General features: G+C 62.6%; 10 protein-coding genes. 7 read left to right on the forward strand and 3 right to left on the reverse strand.

The window, feature by feature from the left end; translation table 11 throughout:
* The first annotated feature begins 76 nt into the window (after positions 1 to 76).
* From PY254_RS08625 to PY254_RS08635, 3 genes are all read left to right on the forward strand, one after another.
* Positions 77 to 5,002: an NAD-glutamate dehydrogenase gene (locus PY254_RS08625; RefSeq protein WP_281015048.1), complete on the forward strand. Its 4,926-nt coding sequence runs from the start codon at positions 77 to 79 to the stop codon at positions 5,000 to 5,002.
* 147 nt (positions 5,003 to 5,149) lie between these two features.
* Complete coding sequence (locus PY254_RS08630; protein ID WP_281015049.1) at positions 5,150 to 5,911, forward strand: NAD kinase; 762 nt, start codon at positions 5,150 to 5,152, stop codon at positions 5,909 to 5,911.
* A 105-nt stretch (positions 5,912 to 6,016) separates the two neighbouring features.
* Complete coding sequence (locus tag PY254_RS08635) at positions 6,017 to 6,940, forward strand: 5'-nucleotidase (RefSeq protein WP_281015050.1); 924 nt, start codon at positions 6,017 to 6,019, stop codon at positions 6,938 to 6,940.
* Position 6,941: 1 nt separating this feature from the next.
* On the opposite strand, the gene PY254_RS08640 is transcribed toward PY254_RS08635, so the two are convergent.
* Both PY254_RS08640 and PY254_RS08645 read right to left on the reverse strand, forming a co-directional pair.
* Positions 6,942 to 8,036, reverse strand: a complete 1,095-nt coding sequence (locus PY254_RS08640) for a diguanylate cyclase (protein WP_281015051.1) — start codon at positions 8,034 to 8,036, stop codon at positions 6,942 to 6,944.
* A gap of 68 nt (positions 8,037 to 8,104) precedes the next feature.
* Positions 8,105 to 8,980: a DMT family transporter gene (locus PY254_RS08645; RefSeq protein WP_281015052.1), complete on the reverse strand. Its 876-nt coding sequence runs from the start codon at positions 8,978 to 8,980 to the stop codon at positions 8,105 to 8,107.
* Positions 8,981 to 9,081: 101 nt separating this feature from the next.
* On the opposite strand from PY254_RS08645, the gene PY254_RS08650 reads away from it, so the two are divergent.
* From PY254_RS08650 to PY254_RS08665, 4 genes are read left to right on the forward strand one after another with little or no spacing between them, the layout of a single operon-like run.
* Positions 9,082 to 10,251: an acyl-CoA dehydrogenase family protein gene (locus PY254_RS08650; RefSeq protein ID WP_281015053.1), complete on the forward strand. Its 1,170-nt coding sequence runs from the start codon at positions 9,082 to 9,084 to the stop codon at positions 10,249 to 10,251.
* A gap of 17 nt (positions 10,252 to 10,268) precedes the next feature.
* Positions 10,269 to 10,811, forward strand: coding sequence for a GNAT family N-acetyltransferase (locus tag PY254_RS08655; RefSeq protein ID WP_281015054.1), 543 nt, complete (start codon positions 10,269 to 10,271; stop codon positions 10,809 to 10,811).
* The gene (locus PY254_RS08660) at positions 10,808 to 11,314 is read left to right on the forward strand and encodes a nucleotidyltransferase family protein (protein ID WP_281015055.1); all 507 of its coding nucleotides are present in this window, start codon (positions 10,808 to 10,810) and stop codon (positions 11,312 to 11,314) included. Before PY254_RS08655 ends, PY254_RS08660 begins: the two co-directional genes overlap by 4 nt.
* A 42-nt stretch (positions 11,315 to 11,356) precedes the next feature.
* Positions 11,357 to 13,633 carry a thiamine pyrophosphate-dependent enzyme gene (locus tag PY254_RS08665; RefSeq protein ID WP_281015056.1) on the forward strand — a complete coding sequence of 759 codons (2,277 nt, stop codon included), beginning with the start codon at positions 11,357 to 11,359 and terminating at the stop codon, positions 13,631 to 13,633.
* Between the two features lie 23 nt (positions 13,634 to 13,656).
* Here PY254_RS08665 and PY254_RS08670 read toward each other — a convergent pair whose 3' ends face one another.
* Positions 13,657 to 15,417 (reverse strand): sensor domain-containing diguanylate cyclase, encoded by a 1,761-nt coding sequence (locus PY254_RS08670; RefSeq protein WP_281015057.1) that lies wholly within the window; start codon positions 15,415 to 15,417, stop codon positions 13,657 to 13,659.
* Positions 15,418 to 15,740 lie beyond the last annotated feature (323 nt).

Consider the following 15,740-nt stretch of genomic DNA (forward strand, 5'->3'; position numbering starts at 1 on the left):
CTCGGTTGTGCGGCGTATCCTTTCAAGGCTTTTTACCTGCATTACCCACCATCGTTTCCACTGACAAGTAGATGCCATGAATGCCACCCATGCGGCGAACGAATCCTCCCTTCCGTCAGTAGTACTTGCAGAACTGAAACAGGGCGGTTTTTCGCCCGAGCGCCTCAGCGAGGCGCAGGTATTCTGCGAGGCATTCTTTGCACGAGTAGGAGGCGGCGACGCGCATCTGCACACTCCCGTGCAGTGGGCGGCCGTGGTAGGCAGCCTGCTGGATTTCATGCAGCAACGTCAGGTGGGACGCGCCAGCGTGCGCGTGCTGAACCCCCTTGATGCCAATTCGGGGCGCAGCCTGCTGCAGATCGTCACCGACGACATGCCGTTCCTGATCGACACGGTGAGCATGATCGTGTCGGCTCGCCTGCAGATTCATGCGGTCATCCATCCGATGCTGAAGGCTGTCCGCGATGCGTCCGGCAAGCTGTTGTCGCTGAACGAAGCGACCGGTCAGGCCGAGTCGCTGATGCACTTCGAGATCGATCGCGTCGCCGATGCCGCTGAGCAGGCCCAGCTGACCGCACAGGTCGAGGCGGCACTGGAAGATGTACGGGCGGCGGTGAACGACTGGTCTGCGATGCGCGACAAGGCGCTGGCGATTGCCGACGAGTTGCCGCAGCGCAAGCTGCCGATCAGCCCCGAATCAGTGCAGGAAGCCAGCGAATTCATGCGCTGGATAGCTGCCGAAAATTTCACCTTCCTCGGCTATCGCGAATACGAAGTGGCCGATGCCGAAGGCGATCGCGTGCTGCGGGCGAACGAGGCATCGGGCTTGGGTATCCTGCGTCGTACCGAGCGCTCGATCGCGCCGCGTTCGTTGCGTACGCTGGCTGCCACTGAATTGCCGCAGTCCGGCGCCACCGACGCGATCATCCTGACCAAGACCAATGCCCGTTCGCATGTGCATCGGGCCGGTTACATGGATTACATCGGCGTACTGCAGTTCGGCGCCGATGGTCGCGCCGTCGCCGAACAGCGTTTCCTCGGCCTGTTCTCGTCCAATGCCTACATGGCCCGTCCGCAGGATGTGCCGATGGTGCGGCAGAAGGTCGAGGCGGTGATGTCACGTTCCGACCTGAAGCGCGACTCCTACTCGGGCAAGTCGCTGCGGCATATCCTGGAGACCTTGCCGCGCGAAGAGTTGCTGCAAGGTACCGAGGACGAGCTGTTCGCTACGGCGATGGGCATACTCGAATTGCGCCAGCGTGCGCATACGCGACTGTTCATGCGTCGCGACCGTTATGGCCGCTTCTTCACCTGCATGGTGTTCGTGCCGCGTGACCGCTTCAACACCTCGGTGCGCGAGCGTATCGAAAACCTGTTGGGCTCGGCGCTGCATGCCGAGCAGATCGACTCGTCGGTACTGATGGGTGAAGCTACCCTGGCGCGCCTGCACATCGTGCTGCGGCCGAAGATCGGCGATCAGCCGACCTATGATCTTGCCGAGCTGGAGCGTGGGGTCGCCGGCATCGTGCGCAACTGGCAGGACGAAGTGCGCGATGCGCTGGTGGCCTTGCGCGGCGAACACGAAGGCGTGGTGCTGGCCAATCGTTATGCGCGTTCGCTGCCGGCCGGTTATGTCGAAGAAGTGAGCCCGGCCGTGGCGGCCCAGGACGTGCACCAGTTGTCGCTGCTGCAAGGCGACAATGCGCTGCGCATGTCGTTCTATCACCCGCCGGAAGACCCGGAAACGTTGCGCTTCAAGGTCTATCGTTCGGGCGGTGACATTGCATTGTCCGAAGTGCTGCCGCAGTTGGAGAATCTCGGCCTGCGCGTGCTGACCGAGCACGTGTATGACGTCTCCGGTGACGCGCCGCTGTCGATCCAGGATTTCGAAGTGCAGCCGGTCGGCAAGCTCACCTTCAGCGTGCAGCAGGTGGGTGCACTGTTCGAAGACGCGTTCGAGCAGATCTGGCGTGGCAATGCCGAGAACGATGGCTTCAACCGACTGGTGCTGGGCGCGAAGTTGAACTGGCGGCAGGTCGCCATGTTGCGTGGCTATTGCAAGTACCTGCTGCAGACCGGCGCCACGTTCTCGCAGACCTACATGGAGGAAACCCTCAATCGCTATCCGGCGATCGCCGGCCTGTTGGTCGAGCTGTTCCTGGCGAAGTTTGATCCGCGCCGTGAAGCCCTGTCCGCCACCGAACTGACGGCCGCTACTGCCACCCTGGTGGCCGAAATGCAGGCGCTGATTCCGGCCAATGTGCAGACGGCGCAGCCGACCCTGGTCGACGGGCTTGGGGCCGCGTTGAGCAAGTCGCGCAACGAACAGATCCCGGTGGTGGAAAGCGCCATCGGCATCCTGCTGGAAAATGTCGCCAGCCTCGACGAAGATCGCATCCTGCGCAGTTTCGTGAACCTGATTCATGCCACCTTGCGTACCAGCTTCTTCCAGCAGTGGAACGGCGCGTACCGCGACTACATCAGCTACAAGATCGATTCGCACAAGGTTCCCGAGCTACCCAAGCCGGTGCCGTACCGCGAAATCTGGGTGTGTGCACCGCGAGTGGAGGGTATCCATTTGCGCTTCGGCGCGGTGGCGCGTGGCGGCCTGCGCTGGTCCGATCGACGCGAAGATTTCCGCACCGAAGTGCTGGGCCTGGTCAAGGCGCAGATGGTGAAGAACACGGTCATCGTGCCGGTCGGCTCCAAGGGCGGCTTCTTCGTCAAAAAGTCACCCACCAGCGGTGATCGTGATGCCGTGCTGGCCGAAGGTATTGCCTGCTACCAGTTCTTCATCAACGGCCTGCTCGACATCACCGACAACCTGGTCGATGGCAAGGTGGTCAATCCACACGACGTGGTGCGCCATGACGCGGACGACCCCTACCTGGTGGTTGCTGCGGACAAGGGCACCGCCAAGTTCTCCGATATTGCCAACGCGATCTCGATCGAACACAACTACTGGCTGGGCGACGCGTTCGCCTCGGGCGGTTCGCACGGTTACGACCACAAGGGCATGGGCATCACCGCCAAGGGCGCGTGGGAGTCGGTCAAGCGCCACTTCCGCTCGCTCAATCGCGACTGCCAGACCCAGGACTTCACCTGCGTGGGAATCGGCGACATGTCCGGTGACGTGTTTGGCAACGGCATGCTGCTTTCCGAGCACACCCTGCTGCTGGCTGCGTTTGACCATCGCCATGTTTTCCTCGATCCCAAGCCGGATGCAGCGAGCTCCTTCATCGAGCGCAAGCGCATGTTCGATGTGCCACGTTCGAGCTGGGACGATTACGACAAATCGCTGATTTCGGCAGGCGGCGGCGTCTATCCGCGCAGTGCAAAATCGATTCCGATCTCGCCGGAAGTTCGCGTTGCGCTGGGGCTCAAGGCCGACGTCGAGCATATGGCACCCAACGATTTGCTCAGCGCCGTGTTGAAAGCGCCAGTGGACCTGTTGTGGAACGGCGGTATCGGCACCTACATCAAGTCCACCGCTGAAACGCATGCCGAGGTGAGCGATCGCGCCAACAACGGTCTGCGCATCAACGGTGCCGAGGTGCGGGCTAAAATCATCGGCGAAGGCGGCAACCTGGGCATGACCCAGAAAGGTCGTATCGAGGCGGCGCAGAAAGGCGTGCTGCTGAATACCGACTTCATCGACAACTCCGCCGGCGTGGACACCTCCGATCACGAGGTGAACATCAAGATCCTGCTGAACGATGCCGTACAGCGCGGTGAATTGACCTTCGACGCGCGCAACACGCAGCTGGCGGCGATGACCGAAGAGGTTGGCCAACTGGTGTTGTGGGACAACTATCGGCAGAACCAGGCGATCACCTTGATGGAGCATCAGTCCGTCGGCCGCATCGGTTCGATGGCGCACTTCATCCGCACACTGGAAGCGGAAGGCACACTGGATCGCCAGGTCGAGAACCTGCCTTCGGATGCCGAACTGCTTGAGCGCAAGGCGCGTGGGCTGGGTCTGACCCGGCCGGAACTGTCGGTGCTGCTGTCCTACGACAAGATTCGCCTGTTCCAGCAGTTGCTGGACTCGGATGTGCCGGAAGACCCGTATCTGTCGAAGGAATTGGTGCGCTACTTCCCGCTGCCGCTGCATGAAAAGTATGCCGAGCACATGCAGCGCCATCGCCTGAAGCGCGAGATCATCGCCACCGCGGTGACCAACTCGACGATCAATCGCATGGGCGCCACCTTCATGATGCGCATGCAGGAAGACACCGGGCAGGGGCCGGCGGCAATTGCCAAGGCGTATACCGCCGCGCGCGAAATCCTCGATGCGCGTGCGCTGTGGGCGCAGATCGAAGCGCTCGACGCCAAGGTTGCGGAAGACACCCAGGTGGATGCGGTCAAGCAGATCTGGTCATTGCTGCGGCACATGACGCGCTGGCTGCTCAATCGCCCGGGTGGTTCGCTGGATATCGCGGCCAACGTAGAGCGTTACCAGTCGGCGGTGTCGAGCTTGCGCAATGCACTGCCCGAGGTGTTGACGCCGACCGGCAAGAACGACTTCGCGTGCAGCCAGGAAAAGTGGGAGGGTCTTGGCCTGCCAGCCGATCTGGCCTTGCGCCTGGCCCGCATGCCGGAGCTGCGTGCGGCGCTGGACATGGTCGAAATTGCACAACAGAGCGGCCAGCCGATCGAGAAGGTCGCTGGCGTGTTCTACGAACTGGGTCAGGCACTGGACCTGCCGTGGCTGCGCGACCAGATCGAGGCGTTGCCGGTCGATGGTCACTGGCATGCCCAGGCCCGCGGCTCGCTGCTGGACGAACTCAACCACCAGCATCGTGCATTGGCGCTGCAGGTGCTGAGCCTGTGCGGTGCCAGCACGGACGTTTCGCCGGTGCAGGCATGGTTGCAGCGTGATGACGCCACGTTGAAGTACACCCGCAGCATGCTGGCGGAAATCCTCAGTCAGAACGCGGACTACCCGATTGTCTCGGTGGCCGTGCGGCGTCTGGCCCAGCTGGCGCAGGTGCCGGTATAAGCGTATTGCGCTGAGGGTTTTGCAACGTTGATCTGATCCCATCCCTGCCCGGCAGGGGTGGGATCAGTCATTTCTGCATCGGCAATTTAGGGTTAGGCGCCTGCTCTGTCGTACTCTTGGAACTCTTTCCGCCACTTCGGGATTGCCATGCGCCTTGCTTTCGTCGCCAGTGACGCCAGTGTCGCCCAGCAGGCACGGCGCAAACTGGTCGATCGCTACGGCGATGTGCCACCGGAGCAGGCCGAGTTGATCGTGGCGTTGGGCGGTGATGGCTTCATGCTGCGCACCCTGCACACCTACCGCGAACTCGAAGTGCCGGTGTATGGCATGAAACTGGGGCGGGTGGGCTTTCTGATGAACAAGCACCAGCTGGATGGCTTGCCCGAGCGGATCGCCCGCGCACACACCGCCTCGCTGTCTCCGCTGCAGATGCAGGTCACCGATGGTGCCGGCAACGAGCACACCGCCCTTGCGTTCAACGAGGTGTCGCTGTTGCGCCAGAGCAATCAGGCGGCGCACCTGGAAGTCCAGTTGAACGATACGGTCAAGCTGCCCAACCTCGTCTGTGACGGCATCATGGTGGCGACGCCAGCGGGCTCCACTGCCTACAATCTTTCCGCGCACGGCCCGATCCTGCCGCTGGACGCCAACGTGCTGGCGCTCACCCCGATCAGTCCGTTTCGTCCGCGACGCTGGCGCGGCGCAATCCTGCCGCATCGCACTACGGTGGTACTGCGCGTGCTGGACCCTGCCAAGCGACCGGTCAGTGCCACAGCCGATTTTCGCGAAGTGCGCGACGTGCGCAGCGTGTCCATCCACCAGTCCGGCGATCAGTCCGTGCGGCTGCTGTTCGATCCGGAGCACAATCTTGAGCAGCGCATCCTGGATGAGCAGTTCGCGGCCGAGTGAACCAGCGAGAAGTGGGTGCAGAGGAGTGAGGGCGGCATCACCCGCATCGCTCTCATTTGTCACTCCTCTCCACTCACTTCCTGCTCGATGCGGTAGATTCCTGTCATGAACCAGCCAACCGTCCACGATCCTGCTGCCGCCACCGACCAACGACTGGTGGTGGCGATTTCCTCACGTGCGCTGTTCGATCTGGGCGACAGTCATGCCTTGTTCGAACGCGATGGGCTCGACGCGTATCGTTCCTTCCAGATCCAGCATGAGGACGAGATCCTGCAGCCCGGCGTGGCGTTTCCGCTGGTGCAGAAACTGCTTGGCCTGAACAAGCTGGCCGGCGACGTGCCCCCGGTGGAAGTGATTTTGCTGTCGCGCAATTCGGGTGACACGGGTCTGCGTATTTTCAATGCGATCCAGCACTACGGCCTGGAGATCAGCCGCGCTGCGTTCACCAGTGGCGCGCCGACCTCCGACTACATTGCGCCGTTCAAGGCTGATCTGTTTCTTTCCGCCAACGCGGAGGACGTGGGGCGCGCACTTGTTGCTGGCGTGGCCGCAGCGACGATCCTGCCGAGCACCGCGCCACCACGCGCCAGCGAACAACTGCGCATCGCGTTTGATGGCGACGCGGTATTGTTTGGTGATGAGGGTGAGCGGGTGTCGCGTGAAGAAGGGCTGGAGGCGTTTCATCGCAGCGAAACGGAGCACGCCGCCGAGCCGCTGTCGGTTGGCCCGTTCCGTGGTTTTCTGACAGCGTTGCATCGCCTGCAGGCGGCATTTCCGGCGGAAAATTCGCCGATACGCACTGCGCTGGTCACCGCGCGTTCGGCGCCGGCGCACAAACGCGTCATCCTCACCTTGCGTCGCTGGGGCGTGCGCATCGACGAGGCCTTGTTCCTCGGTGGTCGCGACAAAGGTCCGTTTCTCGATGCATTTGGTGCGGATATCTTCTTCGACGACTCACCGGCCAATGTGGAATCGGCGCGCCAACATGTGGCTACCGGGCACGTGCCGCATGGGGTGAGCAACCGCTGAATCAGGCCTCCGCGAGGCTCACTTCGTTTTCGCTGGATGCACGGTTGCGGCCGGCCTGCTTGGCGCGATAAAGCGCACGATCGGCTGACTCGATCCATTCGCGCAGGTTGCTGTCCGTGTCAGTGGCCTCGGCCAATCCCAGACTGACCGAGCAGCGCAAACCAGGGGCCTGCGGCAAGTTAAGTTGCTCCACCGTGTGACGGATGCGCTCGGCCACCACGCTGGCTTCGGCCAGGTTGGTAGGCAGCGCAATGGCGAATTCGTCACCGCCAAAGCGGCCGATGCACGCCGCTTCGCCGTGACCGTGGCGCAAGATGGCGGCAATGCTGCAAAGCACGTCGTCACCCAGAATGTGACCATGCTGGTCGTTGATCTGCTTGAACGAATCCACGTCGACCATGATCAAGGTCGCGGCATGCTGGCGGGTGTGGCGCTGCTGCAAGAGCGCTTCGGCGCGTTCCTGCCACGAGCCGCGATTGTCCAGTCCGGTGAGTACGTCGAGACGGCTAAGTTCGTCCAGTCGCTGGTTCTGCTGTTGCACCCGTCGCACCAGCCGGTAGCTGGCCAGACTGACGCCCAAGGTGTGAATCAGCATGAGCGGCAGGCAGGCCAGCAGTACCGACATGCTGGTGGCTGGATGAAAGGCGAAGCCGGTGAGCAGCCCGCCAACCAGAATCGCCAGCAGCACGCCTGGCAACGAGCGCCACCACAGGTTCCGCACGCCAGTGTTGATCTTGTCGGCGGTAGCCACGGTGATCAACAGCACTGATGGCAGCGCGTTGAAATGCATCAGTGCAACCCACGAGCCGGCGATTGCCGAGTCGAACATCAGGTTGTGCAGTTCGGCGTTGAAAGGTTTGGGACTGCGCCGGGCACGCCAAAACGCCAGTTGTGGCCACACCAGCGCGGTGAAGATGCCCCAAAGCCAGCTGCCGATCGGCGCGTGGTGTTCGAGCAGCACCAGTGCCAGCGGCAAGCCGGCCAGACCCATGCCGAGCATGCGGAAACGGTAAACCCGTTGTGGCAACAAGTCGCGCTGGTTCGGTCGGATGGGCCGGTGGCTGGACGATGCGCTGGCGACGCTCGGTGACTTCATGCCGTACGATTCCCCTGGAATGTCCCGAGAATAGCGCAAGCTCTTGCGCACAAGGGCGCTGCCGCCGCTCAGAGCATGCGCATGCGTTGCCACCATCCGGTGACTTTTTCCTCGCGTATCAGGGTGAACAAACCCGCCCCGAGAATAATCACGATGCCCACCGCCATGAAGCCGTCGAGCCCGTCGTGGAACACCAGATAACCCAGCAGCACGGCCCACAGCATCTGGCTGTACTGGGTAGGCGCGACATGGTTCGCCGGCGCCAGTTGGGTGGCCAGCATCAACAACACCGAGGCAAGCGCGGCGAGCAATCCGTAGCCGAGCAGCAGCGACCACTGGAAAAGTGTGGGCCAGTGGAAATCAGCCAGCATCAGCAGCCCGGAAACCAGCAGCGAGCCGATAACTCCGGCGCCGTAGAGTGTTACGCGCTTCTCGTGCGATCCGGACAAGCGCAGGGCAATCATCGAGATCGCGCCGGACAGCCCACAGGCGATGGCCGCCAGATGTCCGATGCCAAGCGCGCGAAAGCCGGGCCGCAGCACCACCAGCACGCCGATGAAGCCCGCCAATACCGCCGACCAGCGGCGCCAGCCGACATGTTCCTTCAGTACCAGCACGGACAGGATGGTGACGAAGATCGGCAGCAGAAAGATCAGTGCAAACGCCTCGGCCATCGGCAAGGCGGTAAAGGCTATCACCGCAGCGATGCTGCCCACCGCACTGGCTGCTGCGCGTATCAGCCACAGACCCTGGCGCCTGGCCAGCACGACGTCGTGCCAGCGATCGCCCGGCTTCCTGATGAAGGGCAGGGCAGTCAAGCCCAGTACGGCACCGAAGAAAACCGCTTCATAGGCCGGCAACAACCCGTGCAGCGACTTCACGAACGCGTCGCTGAGTGCAAACGCAGCGAACGCAGCAAAACCGAGCATGACGCCTTTGAACATGGGCTACCGGATGATCGACGGCGGAAGGATGGCGAAGGGGTCACCGGGACGCCCCCGGGACGCTACAATAGCGGTTTTCCGCGCTCATCATCGGAGTCACCATGGCCGTCAGTCTGAACCCGCTCGATCTGTACGATGTCCGCTCGTTGCTTACTGATGAAGAGCGCATGGTGCAGGACTCTGTCGGCCGCTTCGTCGACGAGCGCGTGCTGCCGATCATCGGCGATTGCTTCGACCAGGGTCGCTTCCCGAAGGAGCTGATTCCGGAGATCGCTGCGCTGGGCTTGCTCGGCGCGACGATTCCCGAGGCATACGGCGGTGCCGGCATGAATGCGGTCAGCTACGGCCTGATCTGCCAGGAGCTTGAGCGGGGCGATTCCGGTCTGCGCAGCTTCGCTTCGGTGCAGAGCTCACTGTGCATGTACCCGATCTTTGCCTACGGCAGCGAAGAGCAGAAAAAACAGTACCTGCCGCGCATGTCCGCCGGTGAAGTGATCGGCTGCTTCGGCCTGACCGAACCGCATGGCGGCTCCGATCCGGCGAACATGAAGACGCATGCGAAGAAGGATGGCGGCGACTGGGTCATCAATGGCGCCAAGATGTGGATCACCAACGGCAACCTGGCGCATATCGCGATCGTCTGGGCCATGACCGATGACGGTATCCAGGGCTTTGTGGTGCCGACCGATACCGCCGGTTTCAAGGCGCAGGAAATCCACAAGAAAATGAGCCTGCGCGCCTCGGTCACCAGCGCGTTGTTCTTCGACAACGTGCGCGTACCGGACAGCGCACGGTTACCGAACGTGAAGGGCCTGAAGGGGCCGCTGGGCTGTCTGACCCAGGCGCGCTACGGCATCACCTGGGGCCCGATTGGCGCGGCCCAGGCGTGTCTGAAGGAAGTGCTGGACTACACCGGTGAGCGCATCCTGTTTGGCCGTCCGTTGTCGTCCAACCAGGCGGTGCAGTTGAAGCTGGCCGACATGGCCCGGCGCATTACCACCGCGCAGCTGCTCTCGCTGCAGCTCGGCCGTCTGAAGGACGCCGGCAAGATGCAGCCGACCCAGGTGTCGCTGGCGAAGTGGAACAACTGCCGCATGGCGATCGACATCGCGCGTCAGTGCCGTGACATCCTCGGCGGCGCCGGCATCACCACCGAGCACGGCGCAATCCGTCATGCGCTGAATCTGGAATCGGTGATCACCTATGAAGGCACCGAGACCGTGCACGAACTGGTGGTTGGTCGCGAGCTGACCGGCATCAACGCATTCTGAAACGAGGCGTCGCGCCCATGGATGTCGATTCGCTGCGCATCGAGACCGAGCGGCTGATCCTGCGGCCGCCGCGGGCGGAGGATTTCGACGCCTACGCGGCCAACATGGCCGATGCCGAGGCGGCCCGCTTTATCGGCGGTCAGCAGGCGCGCCCTGTGGCGTGGCGTGGCTTCCTCACCGGCGCTGGCGCCTGGATGATTCAGGGATTTTCGATGTTTGCGGTGATCGAGAAAAGCAGCGGTCAATGGATCGGACGGCTCGGGCCGTGGCGCCCGGATGGCTGGCCCGGCAATGAAGTGGGTTGGGGACTGGTACGCAGCGCCTGGGGCAAGGGTTACGCGTTGGAAGGCTGCACTGCGGCGATTGATTGGACTTTCGATCAGCTGGGCTGGGACGAGATGATCCATTCCATCCATCCTGACAACCATGCCTCGCAGGCACTCGCGCAACGGCTTGGCTCGGAATGTCGCGGCCCCGGCAAACTGCCGGAGCCTTACGAGGATTCACCCACCGAAATCTGGGCGCAGACGCGCGAACAATGGCGCCGGCATCGCGCATGAGCCACTTGTCGCCCGCGCTGTATGCCACGTTGCTCGAGATTGTGCCGGATCTGTACGTGCACTGTGCTGATCCGTGGTGCGTGATTGGCAGCACCGCGGCACTGCTGCTGGGTGCGGAAACCAGTGCTGCAGATGTCGACATCCTGACCTCGCGCGCGGACGCTGATACCTTGACGGAATGCTGGGCGCCGCGCCGCGAGGCTGCCTTCGTTCCTGCCGCTGAGCAGCGGTTCCGTTCGCACTTCGCGCGTTTTCGTTTTTCCGGCGTCGCTGTGGAAGTGATGGGCGCGCTGGAACTCCATGCCGAGGATCACTGGCAGGCTGTACTGCCGGGAAAACTGGTGCTTGCCGGCGTGAACGGCATGGCCGTGCCGGTACCTTCCATCGACGACCAGATCCGCATTTGCGAAAGCTTCGGGCGCGAAAAAGACCTGCGCCGGCTGGCCGCGCTGCACGCGTTGAGGGCTCCGGCGTTTGCCGTACCCATCGTTTCCGTTCATTGATGGCCGCATGGCGGCTGTTTACTCAACTCACAAGAATTCACCATGACTGCCATTCCGTTTGCCATCAGCGCTCGCCACAAGGGTTTCAACCGTGCCGAGATCGTCGACCAGAACTTCATCGAGTTCGTGCAGTTCTGGAACGGTGACGTTCGCTCCCCCCCGCGTGACGGTGAGGCGGTGCTGCCGGGCAGTGCGCTGGATGCGCGCGGGTTTCGCGAGTTGTTCGAATCGCAGCTGATTTCGCGCCACCTCGACTTGATGGCGCGCGTGCTGCGCGTGCAGAACAAGGTGTTCTATACGATCGGATCGTCTGGCCATGAAGGCAATGCGATGGTGGCGCGGTTGACTCGCCACACCGATCCGGCGTTCCTGCATTACCGCTCCGGCGGCTTCATGGCCGAGCGTTTCCGCAAGATTCCCGGCATGGACCCGGTGATGGACTCGGCGCTGTCGTTCGCTGCCAGCAAGGACGATCCAGCGTCTGGTGGGCGCCACAAGGTCTGGGGCAGCAAGCCGTTGTGGGTATTGCCGCAGACCTCGACGATTGCTTCGCACCTGCCCAAGGCGCTGGGCACGGCGGTAGCGATCGAGCAGGCGCGACGCATTGGGCACCAACTGCCCATTCCTGATGACAGCATCACGATTTGCTCGTTCGGTGATGCTTCGAGCAATCACGCCAGTGCGCAGACAGCGTTCAACACGGCAGCATGGACGGCGTATCAGAAGTTGCCCGCGCCGGTGCTGTTCGTGTGCGAAGACAACGGCATCGGCATTTCGGTGAAGACGCCGTCGGGCTGGGTGGCAAACAACTACCAGCATCGCGCCAACCTCGATTACTTTTTTGCCGATGGCCTGGATCTGGCCGAAGGTTATGCACAGGTGCAGCGCGCGGTGGAACACTGCCGCAACACGCGCCGCCCGACTTTCCTGCATCTCAAGACCACGCGCGTGATGGGTCATGCCGGTACGGATTTCGAGATCGAGTGGCGCAGTATCGAAGAACTGTTTGCGGTGGAGTCGACCGATCCGTTGCTGCGTTCGGCGGGTATTGCGCTGGAGTCGGGACTGTATTCGAAGGACGAGGTGCTGAACCTGTATGAGGCCACCCGCAAGCGCTGTTTCGCTGCCGCCGAAGATGCCGACTCCCGCCACCGGCTGACCTCGCTGGAAGACGTGATGAAACCGCTGGCGCCGTACACGCCAGCCGCCGTGAAGGCTGAGGCGACGCGTGCTGATTACGCCGACAAGCGTCTGGCGGTCTTTGGCGGCGAAGCGAAACTGCCGGAAAAGCTGCCGCCGCGTCATCTGGCGATCCAGATCGGGCAGGCGCTGCACGACCTGCTGGCGAAGTATCCCGAGGCCTTGTTGTTCGGTGAGGACGTGGCACAGAAGGGCGGCGTGTATACCGTCACCAAGGGATTGAACAAGACGTTCAAGGGCAGTCGCGTATTCAACACGCTGCTGGACGAGACGATGATTCTCGGCCTTGCGCAGGGCTACGCCAACATGGGCATGCTGCCGCTGCCGGAAATTCAGTATCTGGCGTATTTCCACAACGCCTGTGACCAGATCCGTGGTGAGGCGGCTTCCCTGCAGTTCTTCTCCAACAATCAGTACCGCAACCCGATGGTGATGCGAGTCGCCTCGCTGGGTTATCAGAAGGGCTTCGGTGGCCACTTCCACAACGACAACTCGATTACGGCGCTGCGCGACATTCCCGGCCTGGTCGTCGGTTGTCCCAGCCGTGGCGACGACGCGGCAATGATGCTGCGCACGCTGATGGCGCTGGCAAAAGTCGATGGGCGGGTTTGCGCGTTCCTTGAACCGATCGCGCTGTACATGACCAAGGACTTGTACGAAGCCGGTGACGGCCAGTGGCAGTTCGACTATCCGGCACTGGATCAGGCGATGACCCTGGGCGAAGGACGCGTCTACAACGAGGCCGCGGTCGACTTGGTGGTGTTCACCTTTGGCAATGGCGTACCCATGGCTTTGCGCGCCGCCCGCACGATCGAAAAAGAACTGGCTTGGCAAGTGCGCGTGATCGACCTGCGCTGGCTGGCGCCGCTCAACGATGCTTTCATCGCGGCGCAGGCAAAGACTGCCAGGCGCATCCTGGTGCTGGACGAAGGTCGCAAGAGCGCCGGCGTGGGCGAGGGTGTGATCACCGCGATCGTCGAAGGTGGCTGTGGTGGCACACCGTTGCATCGCGTAGTGGGTGCCGATACGTTCACGCCGCTCGCTGGTGCTGCGTTGCTGGTGTTGCCGGGTGAGGCCGATGTGGTGGCAGCGGCGCGCGAGTTGGCTGCGCGGCAGTAGACGACGGGTTGGCTGCGCTGAACTTAGCCGTCCGATTCGCGTTTTTCCACGATGTGCAGCCGCCGGCTGGTGCCGGTTTCACCGACATCCGTGGTGGCGCCACGGTACATGCAGACGCGATTGCGGCCTTTGAGCTTGGCGTCGTACATCGCCTGGTCGGCACGCTCCACCAGACTTTCCACGTTGTCACCTTCGCGGTGGGTGGCGATGCCGATACTGACGCTGAGCAGGCCGGAGTCACGGTCAACGGGAATCTCCAGTCGATATACGCGGCGGCATAAACGCGTGGCCACCTGCATCGCTTGCGCGGACTGGGTGTTGTCGAGAATGGCGACGAATTCCTCGCCACCGTAACGCCCGAGCAGGTCGCCCGGGCGCAGTTCGGCGGTCAGCGCCTTGCTTACTTCGACCAGTGCGCGGTCGCCGGCATGGTGGCCGTGGCAATCGTTCAATTGCTTGAAGTGATCCAGATCGAGAAACAACATGGCGATCGGTCGCGGCTTGCCATCGGACAACATCACGTTGGCGCGCTCCACCCAGGCACGGCGATTGAGTGCATTGGTGAGCACGTCCCGGTCGGCCAGTACGCGCACCAGGTCGCTGTCGCGCCGCAACCGCAGCGTGCGGTCGGCCAGTCCGATGGACAACACCAGCGCTTCGAACGCGCCGCCGGCAAGGCTGCCATCGCTGAGCCAGTCGATATGGGGCAGTGCACCGTCCACCTGGGCACTGCTCAGTGCAGTCAACAGCAGCAGTGGCGTCCAGCCGGCCAGGAAGAACCACGCCTGACGCGAGCCGCGAATGGCAGCCACGATGGCGGCCAGCAACAGCAACAGCGCGCCGAGCATCAGCAACGGATTGAGCAGGATCTGAGCCACGGTCACCAGCAGTGGAATCTGGCTGCTGCGCATCAGTACCAACTGGATCATGCCCACCGCCAACGCGGTGATCGGCACGCGCAGCAGCGGGGCATAACGCGGTAGCTCGCAGAAGCGGATCATGAACAGTGACGCGAACGCGACCGACAGTGCCACCGCCGCCGAACCCGTCAATGTCGCCATGCCCGACAGCCATTCCCATTCCAGCGGATGGAACACGAAACCCGTCTGAATCCCCTGGATGATGCTGTAGCAAAGAATGTAGCCGGCATACCAGGCGTAAGTGACATCGCGCAACATGCCGGCAAAGCAGATCGCCATCAACACCATGGCCAGCATCACCGCGAAGCAGGCGCTGGCAAAGACCAGCCACTGGGCGTCCTGCTGCGCGTAGTCGTGCAACGACTGGATGTCGAAACGCACCGGCGCAGCCAGCGTTTTGCTTGGCTGGAATCGCAGCAGAATCGGTGCACGCGACGACAGATCGTCGGGCAGTTGCCAGGCCAGTCGGCCGTGCCCGTGGAACGGTGCACTGAAATCATCCAGCGCCAGTGTTTGCGCGGCTGCGCCGGAAATCACGGTGACTTCGGCGAAGGTCGGCGGATAGATCGTCAACACCTGCTTCACCGCCTTCCAGGGCGGCTGCGGTGCGATGACCACCCAACTGCCGGCACCATCGTTGGGAAACCGCTGCAGCAACGAGGGGTCAAAGCTGTGCAGCAGGCCGGCGCGGTAGTCCTTCAGGATACGGGCCGGTGTATCGCCCGTGCGTGCCACACGCCAGGCGCCATTGAGCGGGGTGGCCGCATGGCTTGCGCCGGCGATCAGCACAAGCAGGGTCAACAACCAGCCGCGCCAGACGCGTGCTGGACGACGCGAGGTCAGTAGTGCGCGCAGCTTTTCCATCTGCCGTTCTCCGAACTGCCATGGTGTTGCGTGAGTGCCGTTGCTTGATCCTGGTTGTGATAGGGGGGGGGCGCCGTTTCCTGATGGTGTCTGGCGCCTGCTGATTATTGCCCCAACCTGTGCCGATTCAGAGGCTTCCCCTTCCAGCGGGTCGACTATCTGTTCGGCTGGCCTTTGCTGATATTCAGGAAAGCACGGGCCGTGCCAATGGCCTTGAGAGTGCCGCAAGGCGCAGGTTTGTCGCGATTCCTGCTGAGCAGTCAGTCGTGGGAAGGTTGTGCGCGCAGTAGAAACTGGTCCAGTCGCGACGCTGGGTGTCAGCG

The sequence above is a fragment of the Rhodanobacter sp. AS-Z3 genome (assembly GCF_029224025.1).
Classification (GTDB): domain Bacteria; phylum Pseudomonadota; class Gammaproteobacteria; order Xanthomonadales; family Rhodanobacteraceae; genus Rhodanobacter.